Origin of the sequence: Mycobacterium dioxanotrophicus (assembly GCF_002157835.1) — a bacterium.
In the GTDB taxonomy this organism is placed as follows: domain Bacteria; phylum Actinomycetota; class Actinomycetes; order Mycobacteriales; family Mycobacteriaceae; genus Mycobacterium; species Mycobacterium dioxanotrophicus.
Genome location: NZ_CP020809.1, coordinates 7,261,160 through 7,280,069, shown reverse-complemented (window position 1 = coordinate 7,280,069; position 18,910 = coordinate 7,261,160). Strand labels below are relative to the sequence as shown.

Sequence of the window (18,910 nt, the reverse complement as noted above, 5' to 3'; positions counted from 1 at the left end):
CTTGCCAATGGGTTTTGGTAGTGCCAATATACGTACAGTTCGTACTGTGGCCCAGGCCACATCGAGCCTTCATCATAAGCCTGGAAGGTAAGCCGGTAGATGACCGAACAAGCTGTCACGAAGACTGAAAACGCAGCTCATGATGTACAACGCTTGAAACGTAACGCCGTCGGCACCATCGGCGTGATCTTCATGGCGGTGGCCACCGCCGCCCCCATCACCGCAATGGTCGGTAACGTCCCGATCGCTGTCGGTGCCGGAAATGGTTCACACGCTCCGGCGGGCTACATCGTAGCCACCGTGGTCCTCGGCCTGTTTGCCGTCGGCTACGCCACCATGGCCAAGCACATCACCACCACCGGTGCGTTCTACGGCTACATCTCGCACGGCCTCGGCCGTATCGTCGGGATGGCCAGCGGCGGCTTGATCACCATGGCCTACGTGGTGTTCGAGCCATCGCTCATCGGCATCTTTTCGTTCTTCTTTCAGAACCTGATGCAGTCGCAGCTGGGCATCCACATTCACTGGATCATCCCGGCCCTGCTCATGCTGACGGCCAACGCGATCCTGACCTACTTCGACGTCAACCTGACCGCCAAGGTGCTCGGCGTGTTCCTGGTGACCGAGATCGTCATGTTGGCACTCGGCGCGGTGGCGGTGCTGATCCACGGTGGCGGTCCCGAGGGCTTCGCGGTCAGCCAGACGCTCAACCCTGCGGGCGCGTTCACGCCTGCCGCCGGAATTGCTGGTGCCAGTGCGGGTTTGGGCTTGTTCTTCGCGTTCTGGTCGTGGGTCGGGTTCGAGTCGACGGCGATGTACGGCGAGGAATCGCGCGACCCCAAGCGGATCATCCCGCGCGCTACCATGCTCAGCGTCCTCGGTGTCGGCGTGTTCTACGTGTTCGTGTCGTGGATGGCCATCGCGGGCACCGGCCCGCAGAAATCCGTCGAACTTGCTCAGAGTGCCGACACCGCGTCGGAGATCTTCTTCGGCCCGGTGCGTGGCTATTACGGCGAATGGGCGATCACCGTCTTCAACATCCTGCTGGTCACCGGTTCGTTCGCGTGCGGCATGGCGTTCCACAACTGCGCGTCGCGATACCTCTACGCGCTGGGCCGGGAGGGTCTGTCCAAGGGGCTGCAGAAGACCCTCGGCGCAACGCATTCCAAGCACGGCTCGCCGCACATCGCGTCGTTCGTGCAGACCGGTGTCGCCCTGGTGATCATCCTGGCGTTCCTGTTCGCGGGTATGGATCCTTACGTCCACATGTATTCGCTGCTGGCCATCCTCGGCACCATGGCGATCCTGATCGTGCAGTCGCTGTGTGCGTTCTCCGTGATCAGCTACTTCCACCTGCGCAAGAACCATCCGGTGTCCAAGCACTGGTTCAAGACGCTTATCGCCCCCGGGCTCGGCGGCATCGGCATGCTCTACGTGGTGTGGCTGCTCTGGGAGCACAAGGATGCGGCAGCCGGTACCGCGTCGGGCACCCTGCTGTTCAAGCTGACTCCATGGATCGTGGTGGGGCTGTTCGTGTTCGGCGCCGCCCTGGCCACCTACTTCAAGTTGCGTGATCCGCGCCGCTATGAGCTGATCGGCCGGATCGTGTTCGAGGACACCGTCGTTCGAGACTGACGCCGTGGACACGTTCGAGCGTGGCGTGCTGCAGTTCGTCCTCGCGTGGGCTCCCTACGGGGGTCCACGCGAGGACGATGTCTGGCTGCAGTTCGGGATGACGGCCGAGCAACTGGGCGGGCGGTTCGCCAATATCGTGGCGGGGCTGCTGCCGCGCGTCCGTGCGCTGCCCAACGCCGACCGGTGTCTGCTGCAGCGGGCCTGCGTTCACCTGAGAAGGCAACGCACCGGGCAGTCAGTGTCCGATGCTGAAAGCCGTTCGCAGAGCTGCGATCTGGCTGGCGATGAAATCGCGTGACACCGCGGACTTCGGCGCCAGCTGATCGAATCCGTGAAAGGCGCCGTCCACGATCTCCAGCTTGCAGGGCACCCCGGCGTCGCGCAGCCGCTTCGCGTACCTGACGTCCTCGTCGTGGAACAGGTCGAGGGTGCCGACGCCGATCCACGCGGGCGGCAGGCCCGACAGATCCGGCCGGCGGGCCGGCACGGCGGCCGCCGGGTCTGCGTCACCGAGGTAGGCCGACCAGCCGAACCGGTTACTGCCCTGCGTCCACAGCCGGTGGCCCGGGTGGTCGAACTCGCGGCCGGCCGTGCGGTCGTCGAGCATGGGATACACCAGAATCTGTGCCGCAAGCGGTATTTCACCGCGATCACGCGCCAGCAGCGCGAGCGCGGCGGCCAACCCGCCGCCCGCACTGGCGCCGGCGACCGCCACCCGCGTGGGATCAACCGCCGGTAGCGTCGCCAACCAGGCCAGTGCCGAATAGCAGTCCTCGAGCCCGGCCGGGTACGGATGTTGCGGTGCCAGGCGGTACTTCACCGCCGCGACGGTGATGCCCAGTTCGGCGGCGAAGCGGCGGCACAGCGCGTCGTCCTGCGCGGGGCTGCCGATGACGTAGCCGCCGCCGTGAATCCACAACACCGCAGGTCCCGGGGTGGTCGTGACACCCGTCGGCCGGAACAAACGCACCCCGGCGCCCGAGGCGAGCGTCAGCACCTCGACGTCGTCCGGGGCGGTCCGGCCGTGCCATTCGGTGAGCTTCTGCATGACCGGCAGCGTCGTGCGGGTGACGAGGCTGCGCGGCACGAACCGCGCCAGGCGGGCCAGGTCGGGATGAAACGAGGTGGCGGACGGCACACCATTGTGTCTACCACTTAGCTTGGCTAGCGGTTAGGTCAGTACCGTCTCGAACGCGATCCGGTCCCCGCGGTAGAGCGCCCGCACCAGCTCGATCGGCACCCCCTGCGTATCCAGCGAACGGCGGTTGAGCAGCAGCATCGGCATCGCGGTGGTGGATTCGAGCAGCTCGGCTTCCCGCGGTGACGCCAGGGCAGTCTCGATGCGTTCGGTGGCCGAGCCGAACCGCACGCCCGTGGCCCGGATCGCCGCATAGAGCGATGTGGTGGGGTCGAAGGTGGTCGCCAGGCCGGTGAAGCGGTCCGATGAGAGGTATGTGCTCTCCAGGCCGATGCGCTGATCGTCGGCGAGCAGGACCCGCTCCAGGTGCAGCACCGGGGCGCCGACCGGGATCGCGAGGCCCGCCGCGAGTTCGGTGGTGGCGCCGACGATCTCGGTGGTCACCGCCAACCGCCCGGGGGTGCGCCCCACCGCCAGCGCGCCCTCGGTGTAGGACTGCAATCCCAGCGGCTGGGTGAGTTTGGGTCGCGACACCACGGTGCCGCGCCCGCGTCGTTCGATGCGCCCGGCCACGAGCAGTTCGTGCAGGGCCTGCCGGACGGTTTCGCGGGCCACCCCGAACTGGACGGCCAGCTCGCGTTCGGCGGGCACCGGGTCGCCCTCGGCGAGATCGGCCAGCATGGTGTCGAGCGCGGTGCGGATCACGTAGGGCTTCGGCAGCGGCTTCGGCTGCGGGCCTGTCACCGGTCAGTTACCTTGCCGCACAACCCGTTCGGCGACCGCCAGCACGTCGTCGACGGTGGCGCCGCGGCCTTGTGGATCCTTGGCCGCGTCGTCGTAACGCCGCAGCCGAAGCGCGTCGGGCCACCAGGGGTGTCCGACGTACGTCGCATCCACGCCCGCCCCGCCTTGATGCTGCAGCGACAGCGCCGATACATCCGAGAGTGTGTAGTCCGGGTCGGTCGCGGCCAGGTAGCGCTTGGCTGCCACGTGCGCGCCCGCGAGCCAGCCGACGCGCTCGCCGAACCTCGGCGTCAGCCAGTCCCGCGCGAAGCAGTCGTGCTGTTCGACGCCCGCATGGTGCTCGAACAGCGGACTGTGGGCCAGATCGTGCAGCGCGGCGGCGAGCACCAGCTCATCGTCGGCACCGTCGTCGACGGCGCGGGCCGCGGACTGTAGAGCGTGATCCAATTCGTCGACGGCTTCCTCGTCCCATACCCCGCGCAGGGAATGCAGCACGCGGCCGATCTCGGCGACCTCTCGCATGCCGACAGTGTAACCCCGTTTGGTCTATACCAGTTCTTAACCTGGTGTTCGGCGCCGCAACACCCGCAGGACCGGAGCCCGTCGTGATCAGCAGCGATGGTCATCAACCATGCGCGTGACGATCATCGGTGGGGGGATTCTCGGCACCGCGCACGCCGTCGAAGCGGTGAGTCGCGGTCATCAGGTCGTACACCTGGAGCGCGAAGCCGAGGCCCGGGGTGCGTCGGTGCGCAACTTCGGCCTGGTCTGGGTTTCGGGGCGCTCGACCGGTGAACTGGAGGCCGCGCTGCGCTCGCGCGAGCTGTGGGAGAAGCTCGCCGCCGACATCCCCGGGATCGGCTTCCGGCCGTCCGGTTCCATCACGCTGCTGCGTACCCCCGCCGAACTGGCCGTCGCGCACGAGGCCGCCGAGGGCGCGGACGCGTGTCACCGCGGCTTCACCCTGCTGGAACCTGGTGAAGTGCGCGCGCTCAACCCCGCGCTGCGAGGCGAATTCCTCGGCGGGCTGCATTGCGCGCTCGACGCGGCGGTCGAGTCCCGCCAGGCATTACCGGCCCTCCGCGACTACCTGTCCGCAACCGGCCGCTACGAATTCGTGCCGGGCGTCGAGGCTCGCGGGGTCGACAACCGCACCGTGCGCGACGACCACGGCAACCGCTACGAGGCCGATCTGGTGCTGGTGTGTGCGGGGGCCGCGCACGGCGGGCTGGTCCGCGAACTGGCGGGCAACCTCCCGGTGCGGCGGGTGCGGTTGCAGATGATGCAGACCGAGCCGCTCGGCGAGACCCTGACCACCGCCATCGCCGATGCCGACAGCTTCCGCTATTACCCGGCCTTCGCCGGTGCCGCGCTGGACACGTTGCGCACCAACGAGGCTCAGCATCCTGTCGCCGAGGCGGCGCACATGCAGCTGCTGTGTGTGCAGCGCCTGCACGGCGGCCTGACCATCGGCGACACCCATGAATACGACGAACCGTTCGGGTTCGACGTGCACGAACCGCCCTACGACTACCTCGTGAACGTCGTCGAGGAGTTCCTCGGCCGCACCCTGCCCCCGATCCGGCAACGCTGGGCCGGGGTGTACAGCCAATGCGTCGACCCGCATCAGCTGGTGTGCCGGGCCGAACCCGAGGACGACGTGTGGGTGATCACCGGTCCGGGGGGACGCGGGATGACGCTCGGGCCCGCCATCGCCGAGCAGACCGCCGATCTCATCGGATTCTGAGTGAGGAAAACCCATGTCTACCAATGACATACAACTCGACGACATCCAGCTTGCCGTCATCGATATGGCAGGTACCACGGTGTCCGACGACGGGCTGGTGGTCAGCGCATTCGATTCGGCGGCCACCGCCGTCGGACTTCCCGCGGCCGGACCCGAACGGGACCGGGCCCGAGAGTACGTGCTCGACACCATGGGGCAGTCCAAGATCGAGGTCTTCCGGGCCCTGTTCGGCACCGAGGATCTCGCGCGACGCGCCAACGCCGAATTCGAGAAGGCCTACGCCAAGTTGATCGCCGCCGGCCGGGCGGAGCCCATCGACGGTGCGGCCGAGGCGATCACCGAGTTGCGCCAGGCCGGCATCAAGGTTGCGCTGACCACCGGGTTCAGCGGCGTCACGCAGGGCAAGTTGCTCTCCGCGCTCGGCTGGCAGGATCTGGCCGATCTGGTGCTCGCGCCGGAACCCGGCGTGCGCGGGCGTCCGCACCCGGACCTGATCCTGACCGCGTTGATCCGGCTGCAGGCCGATGCCGTCGAGAACGTCGCGGTCCTCGGCGATACCGCCAACGACATCGAAAGTGCCCTGCGCGCAGGCGCTGCCATCGCCGCAGGCACCCTCACCGGTGCGCATTCCGAAGAGCAACTGCGCGCCGCCGGGGCCACCCACGTGGTCGGCTCCGTCACCGACTTCGCCGACCTGTTGTTGCTTGGCTGATCAGAGAAGGAACCCATGAAGACACGACATCTACTGCGCGCGACGGCAATCGCGGCGGTCGCACTCACCGCAATGTTGAGCGCGGCCTGCGGCGGCACCGGAACGATTGGCTCCGGTGCGGCCAGCGCCATCACCGTCTACAGCGCCGATGGCCTGGGCTCCTGGTACAAATCGACCTTCGACGCGTTCACCAAGGACACCGGTATAGCGGTGAACCTGGTCGAGGCGGGCTCCGGTGAGGTGGTCTCGCGCGTGGAGAAGGAGCAGTCCAGTCCGCAGGCCGATCTGCTGGTGACGCTGCCGCCCTTCATCCAGAAGGCCGACAAGACAGGGCTTCTCGTGCCCAGCGGAGTCGACAGCACCGGTATCGCGGCCGGGCAGGTCGGACCTGACGGCAGGTATGTGCCCATCGTGAACAACGCGCTGAGCTTCATCGCCAATCCGTCCGTCAAACCTGCTCCGGCGGGCTGGGACGATCTGCTCGACCCGCGATTCAAGGGCAAACTGCAGTACTCGACGCCGGGGCAGGCCGGCGACGGCACCGCGGTGCTCGTGCTGCTGCAGCACCTGCGCGGCCGCGACGGTGCGCTCGACTACCTGGCCAAACTGCAGGCCAACAACGTCGGGCCGTCGTCGTCGACCGGCAAGCTGCAACCCAAGGTCAGCAACGGCGAACTGCTGGTCGCCAACGGCGACGTGCAGATGAACCTCGGCTCCATCAAGGACGACAAGTCGACCTTCAACATCTTCATCCCCGCGCACGACGGCAAACGCACCACGGTGTCGCTGCCCTACGTCGCCGGCGTCACCAAGGGCGCTCCGCATGCCGACAACGCCAAGAAGCTCCTGAGCTACCTGCTCACCGACGGCGTGCAGAAGACCGTCGCCACCGGTGCGCTGGGCATCCCGGTGCGCGAGAACCTCGCCACCAATGGTGCACCGCAACCGAATACGCCAGCGAGCGTGCTCGAGGGAGTCGACGTGTGGGTGCCGGACTGGAACGCGGTGCTGGCCGGGCTCGACGCCGATCTGGCGGCCTATCAGAAAGCCACAGGCAACTGATGACCGACAAGCGCTTGCGCGAGGAGCCGACATGACCGAGATCGGAGTGGGCAGGCCGAAGTCGTCGGCTCCGCAGAAGCGCGATGAGGAGCGCGAACCCGTCACGCCGGCGATCACTTTCGACCGCGTGGGTGTGCGCTACGGGCGCGGTAAACGTGTGACGCAGGCCCTGATCGACTTCAACCTGCGCGTGGCCGGCGGTGAGACGGTGGCACTGCTGGGGCCCAGTGGCTCGGGCAAGTCGACGGCGCTGGGTGCGCTCGCCGGGTTCGTGCGGCCCACGTCGGGCAGCGTGCGGTTGGCCGGGCGCGACATCACCGACCTGCCACCGGCCAAACGTGGCATCGGCGTGGTGCTGCAGTCCTATGCGCTGTTCCCGCACATGCGGGTGGCCGAGAACATCGCGTTCGGCTTGAAGGCGCACCGGGTTCCGCGCGCCGAGATCGGGGTCCGGGTGGCCGAAGCCCTGGACAAGGTCGGCATGGCTGCCTACGGGAAACGTTTGCCCCGTGAGCTTTCCGGTGGGCAGCAGCAGCGCATCGCGATCGCCCGGGCGCTGGCGATCCGACCCAGGGTACTGCTGCTCGACGAGCCGCTCGCGGCCCTCGACGCGCAACTGCGGCAGTCGATGCTTGCCGAACTGCAGCAGCTCAAGGAGTCGCTGCCGGACACCGCGATGCTCTACGTCACCCACGATCAGGCCGAGGCGCTGGCGCTGGCCGACCGGATCGTGGTGATGAACAACGCCCGGCTGATGGACGTCGACACCGCCGAAAACCTGTGGAAACGCCCACCTACCAGCTTCACGGCGGCGTTCCTCGGCGGCGCCAACCTGATTCCGTGCACGGTGGGCCGGGTCATCGGAACCTCGGCGCTGGTGACCGTCGCCAACCGCACTGTCAGCGCCGAGGCGCCCCAGCCGGCCGTCGGCAAGATCGACTGGGCGCCGGGGTCTTCCGCGCTGTTGTGTATCCGGCCGCACGCCCTGCAATTGGTGTCGCTGGGTAACCGCGACGCCATGCGGGCCGAGGTGAAATCCGCGGTGTGGCGGGGCGCCACGACGCGTCTTGTCGTGTCGGTCAACGGGCTTCCTGACTGCCTCGTCGAACTGGACGTACCCGGCCACGCGCAATTCGAGGTGGGCAGTGAGGTCGGCGTCCGAATTCCGGAGCCGGCCGGGGTGCTCGTGCAGGCCGCCGCGTGACGCTCCTCGACGAGCACGTCGCAGAAGCCCCCGACCGGGCCGCCGCGCCGCGGTCCCGGGCGGCGCTGTGGGTGCTGCCGCCAGTGCTGGTGGTGCTGCTGATCGCGCTCTATCCGCTGCTGCGGGTGCTCGGTGAGTCGGCCGACGCGGGCATCTGGGCCGAGGTGCTGGGCTCGGCGGTGTTCCGGGATGCGTTGTGGCGCACCGTCGCCATCGCGGTGACGTCGACGGTCGGTTGCCTGATCCTGGGCACCTTCGTGGCGATCGTGCTGGCGTTCGTGCCGTTTCCCGGTTCGCAGCTGGTGGGCCGGCTGATCGACACCGTGCTGTCGCTGCCGTCGTTTCTCATCACCCTGGCCTTCACGTTCCTGTACGGCACCGCGGGTGCGGTCAACGCCGCGATCCTCGGCGTCACCGGCGGTGATACTGCGGTGCTCAACTTCCTCTACACGCCGGCCGGTGTGGTTGCCGCCGAGATCACGTTCTTCACGCCGTTCGTGGTGCGGCCACTGCTGGCGGCTTTCGCATTGGTACCGCGCGCGCAGCTCGACGTGGCGGCCAGCCTGGGCGCCACGCCCCTGCGGGTACTGCGATCGGTGATCCTGCCGGAGGCCTGGCCCGCGCTGGTAGCCGGCGGCAGCCTGGCTCTGCTGTTGACGCTCAACGAGTTCGGCATCGTGTTGTTCACCGGCGCCAAGGGCGTCATCACGCTGCCGGTGCTGATCTACACGCGCGGCATCGTCACCTTCGACCTGCCCGGTGCCGCGGTCATCGCGACCGTGCAGGTCGTGCTGTCACTGGGCCTGTACGCGGGGTACCGAATCATGTTCGCCCGCATCACAACCGGAAGGGGCGTGGCCGATGCTGCTGTGGAACAGGCGAACTAGAGCTCTTCTGCTGGCCGTCTTCGGCCTCGTCGTGCTCGTGGTGTTCGTGGCGCCGCTGGCCACCGTGGTGCTGGCGGGTCTGGCCGGTACGTGGACATCGGCGCTGCCGTCGAACCTGGGCTTCGGCCATTTTCAGGATGCGCTGTCCGGGGAGAACCTGGCCAGCCTGTCGGTGAGCCTGCAGACCGCCTTCGTGGCCGGGGCGATCGCGCTGGTGCTGGGAACCTGGGCAGCGCTCGCGGCGCGGGAGTGCCCGTCGTGGCTACGGAAATTCACCGACGCCGTGTTTCATCTACCGATCGCCGTGCCGTCGGTGGCCATCGGCCTCGGGCTGCTCATCGCGTTCAACTCCCGCCCGCTGCTGCTCGGCGGCACGCGGTGGATCGTGATCCTCGCGCACACTGTGCTGGTGCTGGCCTTCGCGTTCAGTGCCGTCTCGGCGGCACTGGACCGGCTCGACCCGGCCTACCGGCAGGCCGCGGAATCCCTTGGTGCCGGCCCTGTTCGGGTGCTGACCCGCGTGACGTTGCCGTTGCTGCTGCCCTCGTTGGGAGCCGCGGCCGGATTGGCGGTCGCACTGTCGATGGGTGAGCTTACCCGGCAACGTGGAAGACCCTGCCGGTCACCATCTTCGGTCTTACCGACCGCGGTCAGGCGTTCCAGGCCGCCGCGTGCACCACGATTCTGCTGCTCGTCACCCTGCTGGCCCTGGTGATCCTCGGCCGCATCAAGGGCCGCGCCGCCCTGCGTTAGCCTTTGCACCGCGAGCGTGCGTGTCTGTTGCCCGACACGCGGCACTTCAGCAGCACTTTGCGCACGCTCGCCGGGCGCTCAGGGTGCGGAAGCCGTCAACGCCGCCCGAATCTCGACGTAGCGCGTCAAGAAGAGGCGTTCGTCGAGCCGCTTACGCCGCATCCAGCCGGTCACCTCGTCATTGCATTTGCTCGCATTGCATGACGCGCACGCCGGTACGACGTTGTCGATGGTGTACCGGCCGCCACGGGAGATGGCCATGACGCAATCTCGCTGCAACGTCGTGCCGGTCGCGCCGCAGTAAGCGCATCCGCTCCAGGCAAGCTTGATCGCGGTCCACTGCTCGTCGGTCAGGTCGTTGACGACGCTGTCCATGCGGCGCTTGCGCTTGCGGGCCGCCCGGGCCCGACGAGTTCGACTGACCGCCATGCGGTTGAGCGTAGGCGCCGCGAGCGTGCGTGAACTGCCGGTGGAACACGGCGTGTCGGGCAACAGACGCGCACGCTCGCGGGGCAAGGGGAGTGCGCGCGGGCAAGGGGAGTGCTCGCGGGGTCAACCCGAGAACTACTTCAGCAGCGGGTCACGGGGCAGGCCGAGGATCCGCTCGGCGATGGTGTTGCGGGTGATCTCGGAGGTTCCGCCGGCGATCGTCATCGCCCGGTTGCCCAGGTAGGCGCGGGTCAGCTTGCGGGTGGCTCCGGAGACCGCGGCGGTGCCGGCCAAATCCATGCCGAGTTCGGTCAACCGTTGCGAATGCTCGGCCACCAGGAGCTTGGTCACGTTGCCCTCCGGGCCTGGCTCGGCACCGGCGATAGCGCGCGATACCCGTCGCAGGTTCAGCAGCCGCAGGGTGTGACCGATGGCGATTACCTCTCCGGCGCGCCGTGCGTAGCCGGCCCCGGCGGGCGACGCGTCGAGCATGGCGACGAGATCGTCGGCGCTGAATCCGGTCGGCGCCGCTGAGCCTCCCCCGATCGAGATGCGTTCGTTGCCCAGTGTCGCCCGCGCGACCAGCCAGCCCTTGTTCACGTCGCCCACCACATTCTCGTCGGGCACGAACACGTCGTCGAAGAAGACCTCGTTGAAATGAGCGTCACCGGTCAGTCCTTGCAGCGGATTCACCTTGACCCCGGGTGATTTCATGTCGATCGCCATCATCGTCACGCCCGCGTGCTTGGGTGCGTCGGGGTCGGTGCGCACGGTGGCCAGGCCCCACTGGCAGTGCTGAGCCAGGCTGGTCCACACCTTCTGGCCGGTGACCCGCCAGCCGCCGTCCACCTTCTTCGCCGCGGTCCGCACCGCCGCGGCATCGGATCCGGCGCCCGGTTCGGAGAACAGCTGGCACCACATGACGTGTCCGCGCAGCACCGGCTCCACCCAGCGTTCGCGTTGATCGTCGGTGCCGGCCTGCGCGATGGTCAGCGTCACCCATCCGGTGATCCCCATGTCGGCCCGCTCGACTGGCCCTGATTCCCCGGTCGCTGCGCTCCTGCCCTCCGAGGCGAACTCCTCCTCGATCACCAACTGCTCCAACACATCTGCTCCACGACCCCAGGGCGCGGGCCAATGCGGCACGAGATAGCCGGAGTCGACGAGATAGTCGCGACGCTGCTCGGCGGGCAGGGCCCGCACCGCCGCGGCAGCCTCGGCGGCGGCCTTGCGGTGCACTTCCGCTTCTGCGGGGAGCGTGAACGACGCGCCGTGCGCCCGGCCGGTGCGCTGCGCGTCGACGACGTCGAGCAATGGGTCGGCGCCCTCGGTGAGCAGCGCGGCGAGCGTCCGGGCCCGGCGCAGGTACAGGTGTGCATCGTGTTCCCAGGTGAACGCGATACCGCCGTGCAACTGAATGTTGTACTCCGCGTTGAAGACCACCGCGCGGGCGGCGTGTGCGGCGGCGACGGCTGCCGCGAACCAGGCTCCGTCGAGATCGTTGGCGCGCGCGGCATCCCACACTGAGGCGGTGGTCTGTTCGGCGGCCACCAGCATGTTGGCCGCGTGGTGTTTGACGGCCTGGAACGTGCCGATGGTGCGGCCGAACTGTTCGCGCACCTTGGCGTACTCCACCGCCATGTCCAGCGCCGCCCACGCCACGCCGACCGCCTCGGCACCGGCCAGGATGCGAAACACCGTGCGTGCCAAGCGTGCAGCGCCGCGGATCACCCGGTCATCGGCGACCGTGACAGCACGCAGTGTGACGGTGCCGATGCTGCGGGTGGGATCGAGCCCGTCCTCGGCTGTCACCGTGACACCGTCGGCGGTGGCGTCGACGATGACGAGGTCGTCTCCCGCGGTGAGCACCAGCACGTGCGCGTCGGGCGCGCCCAGCACGGCGGCGGCCGAGCCGCCGAGCGCGCCGTCCGTGCCGATGCTCACCGTGCCGGCCAGCCCGAGCGCCCCAACGGACGAGCCACTTGCCAGCCCCGGAAGTAATTGGGCCCGAATCGATTCGGGGGCAAGGCGATCGATCACCACCGCCGCGGCGACGGTGGGCAGAAACGGTCCGGGCATCAGCTCGCGGCCGGCGACCTCGACGACCACGGCCAACTCGGGAAGCCCGAAACCCAACCCTTCGTGTTCTTCGGCGACGGCGAGCCCGTTCCATCCGAGATCGACTGCCGCCGACCAGATTTCGTCGGGGTAGCTACCCGGGGTGGCGAGGCTGGCGCGGGCCGCGGCGCGGCTGCCGAGCCGCGACAGCTGCCCGAGGGCCGATTCGGCGAGGTCTTGGTGTTCTTCGGTGATGGCCAGAGCTGACTTACCCATGTTTAGCGAAGCTAACGGCGTGAGCGCCCGACGTATAGGTGATCCAGGTCACAGTTCGACATCCACTGTACAACTTGGCGAAGTTGTCGCCTGGCATCTGTCGGTGCGCGGTACGCTCGCGAAATGACGGCACGACCGGACGACCGGCACCGCGGACCCAGCCTTGCCAGCCGGGCTCGTTGGTTGCTGCGCGCGACGCCGGCCGACCACGTGCTGGCCTGGACCGTGGCGTCGGCCTCGTTGCCGATCGTCGGCAAGCACCTGGAACCACTCGGCGCGATAGCCGCGATGGGTGTCTGGGGCTTCCGCCACATGCCCGACTTCCTCACCTCGTCCGCGAAATCTCGTCTGGCCCCGGGAAATGCCCAGGTACGCAAGGCGGAGCGGGGCATGACCAACTCGATCGCCCAGGCGGCACTGCGGGGTGTGGTCACCCCCGCCGATCTCGACATCGACTGGCCGGCCCAGCGGCCCATGCCGCCGCTGTGCAACTCGCTGGAGTACCGCCGTGACGTGTACCGGACCTCGGTGCGCTACGGCGACAGCCCGACTCAACTGCTCGACGTGTGGCGGCCCAAGCATCTGCCCAGCGAGCCGGCGCCGGTGCTGCTGTTCGTCCCCGGTGGCGCCTGGGTGCACGGCAGTCGGATGTTGCAGGGCTACGCCCTGATGTCGCACCTCGCGCAGCGCGGCTGGGTGTGCCTGTCCATCGATTACCGGGTGGCGCCGCATCACCGTTGGCCGCGGCACATCACTGACGTCAAGGCCGCGATCGCCTGGGCCAGGGCCAACGTCGACAAGTTCGGCGGCGATCGCGGCTTCGTCGCCGTGGCGGGGTGTTCGGCGGGCGGGCACCTGGCTGCGCTGGCCGGGCTCACTCCCAACCACCCTGAGCTGCAGGGCGCGCTGCCCGACGGCTCGGACACCTCCGTGGACGCGGTCGTCGGCATCTACGGTCGCTACGACTGGGAGGACCGGTCCACCGAGGAGCGGGTGCGCTTCGTCAACTTCCTCGAACGCGTTGTCGTCGGCCGCCGCATCGACCGGCACCCGGAGATCTACCGACTGGCATCGCCCATGGCGCAGATCCACCGCGACGCCCCGCCGTTCCTGGTCGTGCACGGCACCGGCGACAGCGTCATCCCGGTCGAACAGGCCCGCGTTTTCGTCGACCGGCTCAAGGCCGTATCCCAGTCACCCGTCAGCTATATCGAATTGCCCGGTGCCGGGCATGCCTTCGATATGACCGACGGGGCCCGCACCGGCTCCATCGCGACCGCAATCGGGCTGTTCCTCAACCAAATTCACCGAAATCGGATGCTTGAACGGGCCAAAGCGGTTATATAGACGCCTCCACACGGGAGGGCAGAAGTGAAGCGGTTGAGTGGGTGGGACGCGTTCCTGCTGTACACCGAAACGCCCAACGTGCACATGCACACGTTGAAGATCGCGGTCATCGCGTTGGACGACCTCGGCGACCGCACCTTCGGCATCGACGAGTTCCGGCAAGTGATCCACAGCCGGCTCTACAAGCTCGATCCGTTCCGCTACCAGCTGGTCGACATCCCGTTCAAGTTCCACCACCCCATGTGGCGGGAGAACTGCGACGTCGACCTCGATTACCACATCCGGCCGTGGCGGCTGCCCGCCCCGGGTGGCCGTCGCGAACTGGACGCCGCCATCGGCGAGATCGCCAGTACCCCGCTGGACCGCAGCCGCCCGCTGTGGGAGATGTATTTCGTCGAAGGCCTTGCCGACGGAGGAGGTGCCGACAGCGCGGGTCCGCGGATCGCCGTCGTCGGCAAGGTGCACCACGCGCTGGCCGACGGCGTCGCGTCGGCGAATCTCATGGCCCGCGGCATGGATCTGCAGCAGGGACCACAGCGGGACCGGGATTCCTATGCCACCGATCCGGCTCCGTCCAAGGGCGAGCTGGTGCGTTCGGCGTTCCGTGACCACCTGCGCCAGATCGGGCGGTTGCCCGCGACGGTGCGCTACACCGCCGAGGGCATCGGGCGGGTGCGACGCAGTCACCGCAAGCTGTCTCCGGAGCTCACCCGCCCGTTCACCCCGCCACCGAGCTTCATCAACCACGTGCTCGGCCCGAAGCGGTTGTTCGCGACGGCGACGCTGGCGCTGACCGACGTCAAGGAAACCAGCAAGGCCCTCGGCGTGACCATCAACGACCTGGTGCTGTCCATGTCCTCGGGTGCGTTGCGGACACTGTTGCTGCGCTATGACGGCAAGGCCGACCATCCGTTGCTGGCCTCGGTCCCGATGAGTTTCGACTTCTCCCCGGACCGGATTTCCGGCAACCGGTTCAGTGGTGTGCTGGTCGCGCTGCCGGTCGACGTCGACGACCCAGCCGAGCGGATCCGCCGCGCGCGCGAAGCGGCGAATCTGGCAAAGGAAAGCCATCAACTGGTCGGCCCCGAACTGGTCGCCCGCTGGGCGGCGTACATGCCGCCGGCGCCGGTGGAGGCGGCGTTCAAGCGGTTGTCCGCCAAGGACGGCCAGAACAAGGTGCTCAACCTCAACATCTCCAACGTTCCGGGCCCGCGCGAACGCGGCAAGGTCGGCGGTGCCACCGTCACCGAGATCTACTCGGTGGGGCCCATCACGGCCGGCAGCGGCCTGAACATCACCGTGTGGAGCTATGTCGACCAACTCAACATTTCGGTGCTCGCCGATGACGCCACCGTCAAGGATCCGCACGAGGTGACCGACGCGATGCTCGCGGAGTTCGGCAGCATCCGGCGGGTGGCGGGATTGCCGGACACGCTGACGGTGGTCGAGTCGGCCATGCCGCAATAGCAGGGGCGCGGCCGGTCTCCGGGGTTAATCTGGCCTGAGTTGGCCTGATTCCGGATCGAGGATTGCAGCGATGGCCGAGGGTGATCCGCTGGCGACGCGGCAGAGCTATGTGGGCGATCTCGCCACCGAACTCGCCGCCGAGGGATTCGGAGAGGCGCAGGAGATCGGCCGCGGCGGCTTCGGCGTCGTCTACCGCTGCGCCCAGCCGACGTTGGACCGCACTGTCGCGGTCAAGGTGCTGAACTCGGATCTGGACGACGAGAACATCGACCGGTTCCTGCGGGAACAACGTGCCATGGGCCGGCTGTCCGGGCATCCGAACATCGCCACCATCATGCAGGTGGGCGTGACCTCCGGCGGCAGGCCGTACCTGGTGATGCCGTTTTACGCGAAAGGCTCGCTGGAGGCGCTCATCTCCAAGCATGGGCCACTGGACTGGGTGGAGATGCTCAGTGTCGGGGTGAAGATCGCCGGTGCACTCGACGCCGCGCACCGTGCAGGCATCCTGCACCGCGACGTCAAACCGGGCAACATCCTGCTGTCCGATTATGGTGAGCCGCAGCTGACGGATTTCGGGATCGCCCGTGTCTCCGGCGGATTCCAGACGTCGTCGGGCCTGATCACCGGATCGCCCGCGTTCACCGCCCCCGAAGTTCTCGAAGGTGGCGCCCCGACCGTCGTCTCCGATGTGTATTCGCTTGGAGCGACACTGTTCTGCGCACTCACCGGGCACGCGGCGTTCGAACGCAAACAGGGCGAGAAGGTCGTGGCCCAGTTCCTGCGGATCACCTCGCAGCCCATCCCCGACCTGCGGGAGCGGGGTATGCCCGGTGACGTGGCCGCCGCCATCGAGCAGGCGATGTCCCGCGATCCCGCGGAGCGCCCGGCCAGCGTCACCGAACTCGGCGACATCCTGCGCGACGTACAGCAGCACAACAAACTCGGCGTCGACGTGATGGCCAAGCCCGTCGAACTCGGGGTCGAACGGCAGGCACCGCCCGCGCCGTCGGCCGAGCGGCGCCGCACCGTCACCCCGCCACCCACACCGGCCACCAAGTACCGGCCCGCGACCCCGGTCAAGGGCCTTGTCAATCGTGAGCGGCTGACCGAACTGCTGCGAGCCGGGGGAGAGCGCAGGCTCGTATTCATCCATGCGCCACTGGGTTACGGCAAGAGCACGCTGGCGGCCCAGTGGCGTGACGAACTCGCCGGCACGGGTGTGGCCGTCGGCTGGCTGACCGTCGACGAGGACGACAACAACGTGGTGTGGTTCTTGGCGCACTTGGTCGAGGCGATCCGCCGGGTCCGTCCGAGCCTGGCCGAGTCGCTGGGGGCGACGCTGGAAGAGCACGGCGAGAACGCCGATCGTTACGTGCTGACCGCCCTGGTCGACGAGATCCATGCCAGCGGTGAGCGGATGGCCGTCGTGATCGACGACTGGCACCGGGTGTCCGACGCCCGCACCATCGCTGCCCTCGGCTTCCTCATCGACAACGGATGTCATCACCTGCAGCTCATCGTCACCAGCTGGTCGGGTTCGGGGCTCCCGCTGAGCAAGCTCAGGATTCACGACGAGCTCGTCGAGATCAACGAAACCACAATGCGATTCGATGTAGAAGAAGCACGGGCATTGTTGCTCGAGGTGGGAAAGCTCGACCTCTCACCCGCCGACGTCGCGGCGCTGACCACCTCGACCGACGGGTGGGCCGCCGCGCTGCAGCTCGCCACCCTGTCGTTGCGCGGGGCAGACGACGCCCCGAGCCTGCTGGCCCGCATCGCGGAGCACGACGCGATCGTCGGTGAGGTGGTCGGTGAATTCCTCGCTGAAAACGTCTTGGACACATTGGAACCCGAGCTGCTCGACTTCCTCATGCTGACCTCGATCACCGAACGGACCTGCGGTGCACTGGCAGGCGCACTCGCCGGGGTGTCCGGTGGACAAGCCCGGCTCGAGGACGTGGAGCGGCGTGGCCTGTTCCTGCGTCGGGCCTGCGAGGACCGCACCTGGTTCCGGTACCACCACATGTTCGCCGAATTCCTCCGGCGCCGGCTGGAACGCGACCGGCCTGACGTCATCAACGATCTGCATCGCGCGGCAGCCGCCTGGTTCGCCGCCAACCACGACCTCAACGAGGCCGTGGATCATGCTCTGGCCGCGGGTGATTCGGACTATGCGGTCGAGTTGGTCGAGCAGGATGAGACCTATCTGCTCGAACAGTCCAAGATGACGACGTTTCTGGCGATCGTCAAGAAGCTCCCGGCTCAGGCAGTGCTGACGCGGGCTCCGCTGCAGCTCGTCATCGCCTGGGCGAACATCCTGTTGCAGCGTCGGGCGGAGACCTATACCGCGCTCAACCGATTCGAGACGGCCCTGAAGAACAGCGGTCTGCCGGAGTCGCTGCAGACAGACCTTCGCGTCGACGCCGACGTGGTGCGAAGTGTCGCAGAGGCTTTCGGGGACCACACCGACCGCATCGAAGCGTTGGTCGCCGAGGTACTGGCCCGGCCGGACTCGCTGCCGCCTCGTGTCGCCGGCGTGGCGGGCAACATCGCCACCTTCGCGGCGATCTATCGTTTCGACTACGCGGCGGCGCGGCGGCACTCGGCGTTCGCCGCGCGGTATCACGACCTGATGGGTGCCTTCGCCCCGGTGTACCGGCTGTGCTTCGATGCGATCGCCGCCAAACACCAGCTGGATATCCTGGGAGCCATGGACTTGTTGCGGCAGGCCCATGGGATGGGCGCCGAGCTGGGTCCACACTCCCACGCGGTGCGGGTGGCCGGTGCGCTGCTCGGTGAATTGCTCTATGAGACAGGAGAGTTGGCTGAGGCGTCGCGCATCATCGAGGAGAGCTACGCACTGGGCTCCGAAGGCGGCGCGGTGGACTACATGATCGCGCTGTACGGAACAGCGGCCCGGCTCAAGGCGGCCGACGGCGATCTCGATGCCGCGGCCGCCCGGTTATCCGACGGGATGCGGGCCGCCGAACGGCTCGACCTACCCCGGCTGGCCGCGGTGATGACCAATCTGCGGATCCGGCTCGGCCTGCCGGTCACCCCGGATGTCGCGGCCCGCTTACGGGCGTCGGGCCCGGTGGCGGCCGGTACCGACGGAATCGCCATCGTCACTGCCGAACTCGACGAGGACTCCGGTGTGCGGTTGCTCGCCGCGAGCGATTCGGCTGACGACCATGCCGAGGCGCTGCGGCGGGCCGAGCAACTGGCCGCCGGAATCGATGGCACGCAACGCCCGTGGGCTGCCCTGCAAGCCGGGTTGCTCGTCGCGGAGACCCTCGTGGCCACCGGACACCGAGCCGAAGGCCTCGGCCATCCTGCCGTCGCCCGGTGCGCCGATCTCGGCCTGACTCGGCTTCTACAGGACGCCGGGCTGACGTGATTCGCCGAACGGCCAGTTGTGCACGCTATTTCGGCGAAGACGTGCCACAACTGG

Annotated in this window: 15 protein-coding genes and 1 pseudogene; 11 read left to right on the top strand and 5 right to left on the bottom strand. The window is 67.9% G+C overall.

The features are described from left to right. The first annotated feature begins 99 nt into the window (after positions 1–99). Both BTO20_RS35140 and BTO20_RS35135 read left to right on the top strand, forming a co-directional pair. Positions 100–1,635, top strand: coding sequence for an APC family permease (locus tag BTO20_RS35140; RefSeq protein ID WP_087080928.1), 1,536 nt, complete (start codon positions 100–102; stop codon positions 1,633–1,635). A gap of 4 nt (positions 1,636–1,639) precedes the next feature. Then, a complete protein-coding gene (locus BTO20_RS35135) occupies positions 1,640–1,933 on the top strand; it encodes a hypothetical protein (RefSeq protein ID WP_198344185.1) in 294 nt (97 codons plus the stop codon). Here BTO20_RS35135 and BTO20_RS35130 read toward each other — a convergent pair. The 3 genes from BTO20_RS35130 to BTO20_RS35120 form a co-directional block, all read right to left on the bottom strand. Continuing rightward, positions 1,871–2,773, bottom strand: a complete 903-nt coding sequence (locus BTO20_RS35130) for an alpha/beta hydrolase (RefSeq protein WP_232490963.1) — start codon at positions 2,771–2,773, stop codon at positions 1,871–1,873. The genes BTO20_RS35135 and BTO20_RS35130 overlap by 63 nt on opposite strands. A 33-nt stretch (positions 2,774–2,806) precedes the next feature. Next, on the bottom strand, positions 2,807–3,454 hold the full coding sequence (locus BTO20_RS35125) for a GntR family transcriptional regulator (RefSeq protein ID WP_087083148.1): 648 nt from the start codon (positions 3,452–3,454) through the stop codon (positions 2,807–2,809). Positions 3,455–3,520: 66 nt separating this feature from the next. Continuing rightward, positions 3,521–4,039 (bottom strand): HD family phosphohydrolase, encoded by a 519-nt coding sequence (locus BTO20_RS35120; RefSeq protein WP_087080926.1) that lies wholly within the window; start codon positions 4,037–4,039, stop codon positions 3,521–3,523. Between the two features lie 109 nt (positions 4,040–4,148). Between BTO20_RS35120 and BTO20_RS35115 the strand changes: the two genes are divergently transcribed. From BTO20_RS35115 to BTO20_RS35090, 6 genes and pseudogenes are all read left to right on the top strand, one after another. Beyond that, on the top strand, positions 4,149–5,264 hold the full coding sequence (locus BTO20_RS35115) for a TIGR03364 family FAD-dependent oxidoreductase (RefSeq protein WP_198344184.1): 1,116 nt from the start codon (positions 4,149–4,151) through the stop codon (positions 5,262–5,264). Positions 5,265–5,277: 13 nt separating this feature from the next. Next, a complete protein-coding gene (locus BTO20_RS35110) occupies positions 5,278–5,976 on the top strand; it encodes a phosphonatase-like hydrolase (protein WP_087080924.1) in 699 nt (232 codons plus the stop codon). Positions 5,977–5,991: 15 nt separating this feature from the next. Continuing rightward, the gene (locus tag BTO20_RS35105; RefSeq protein ID WP_087080921.1) at positions 5,992–7,038 is read left to right on the top strand and encodes a 2-aminoethylphosphonate ABC transporter substrate-binding protein; all 1,047 of its coding nucleotides are present in this window, start codon (positions 5,992–5,994) and stop codon (positions 7,036–7,038) included. A 31-nt stretch (positions 7,039–7,069) separates the two neighbouring features. Next, positions 7,070–8,242, top strand: coding sequence for an ABC transporter ATP-binding protein (locus BTO20_RS35100; RefSeq protein ID WP_087080919.1), 1,173 nt, complete (start codon positions 7,070–7,072; stop codon positions 8,240–8,242). Next, on the top strand, positions 8,239–9,129 hold the full coding sequence (locus BTO20_RS35095; RefSeq protein WP_087080917.1) for a 2-aminoethylphosphonate ABC transporter permease subunit: 891 nt from the start codon (positions 8,239–8,241) through the stop codon (positions 9,127–9,129). Before BTO20_RS35100 ends, BTO20_RS35095 begins: the two co-directional genes overlap by 4 nt. Continuing rightward, positions 9,104–9,882 (top strand): annotated as a pseudogene (locus BTO20_RS35090) (ABC transporter permease). The gene BTO20_RS35095 and the pseudogene BTO20_RS35090 overlap by 26 nt, the downstream one beginning before the upstream one ends. Positions 9,883–9,960: 78 nt before the next feature. Here BTO20_RS35090 and BTO20_RS35085 read toward each other — a convergent pair. Together BTO20_RS35085 and BTO20_RS35080 are read right to left on the bottom strand one after the other, a co-directional pair. Next, entirely contained in the window at positions 9,961–10,311 is a 351-nt protein-coding gene (locus BTO20_RS35085) for an HNH endonuclease (protein WP_087080915.1), read from the bottom strand. 135 nt (positions 10,312–10,446) lie between these two features. Next, a complete protein-coding gene (locus tag BTO20_RS35080) occupies positions 10,447–12,645 on the bottom strand; it encodes an acyl-CoA dehydrogenase (protein ID WP_087080913.1) in 2,199 nt (732 codons plus the stop codon). Positions 12,646–12,768: 123 nt separating this feature from the next. On the opposite strand from BTO20_RS35080, the gene BTO20_RS35075 reads away from it, so the two are divergent. From BTO20_RS35075 to BTO20_RS35065, 3 genes are all read left to right on the top strand, one after another. Further along, positions 12,769–13,992, top strand: coding sequence for an alpha/beta hydrolase (locus BTO20_RS35075; protein ID WP_198344183.1), 1,224 nt, complete (start codon positions 12,769–12,771; stop codon positions 13,990–13,992). 24 nt (positions 13,993–14,016) lie between these two features. Beyond that, positions 14,017–15,459 (top strand): WS/DGAT/MGAT family O-acyltransferase, encoded by a 1,443-nt coding sequence (locus tag BTO20_RS35070; RefSeq protein ID WP_087080911.1) that lies wholly within the window; start codon positions 14,017–14,019, stop codon positions 15,457–15,459. A 70-nt stretch (positions 15,460–15,529) separates the two neighbouring features. After that, on the top strand, positions 15,530–18,856 hold the full coding sequence (locus BTO20_RS35065; protein ID WP_087080909.1) for a serine/threonine-protein kinase: 3,327 nt from the start codon (positions 15,530–15,532) through the stop codon (positions 18,854–18,856). The last annotated feature ends 54 nt before the right edge of the window (positions 18,857–18,910 follow it).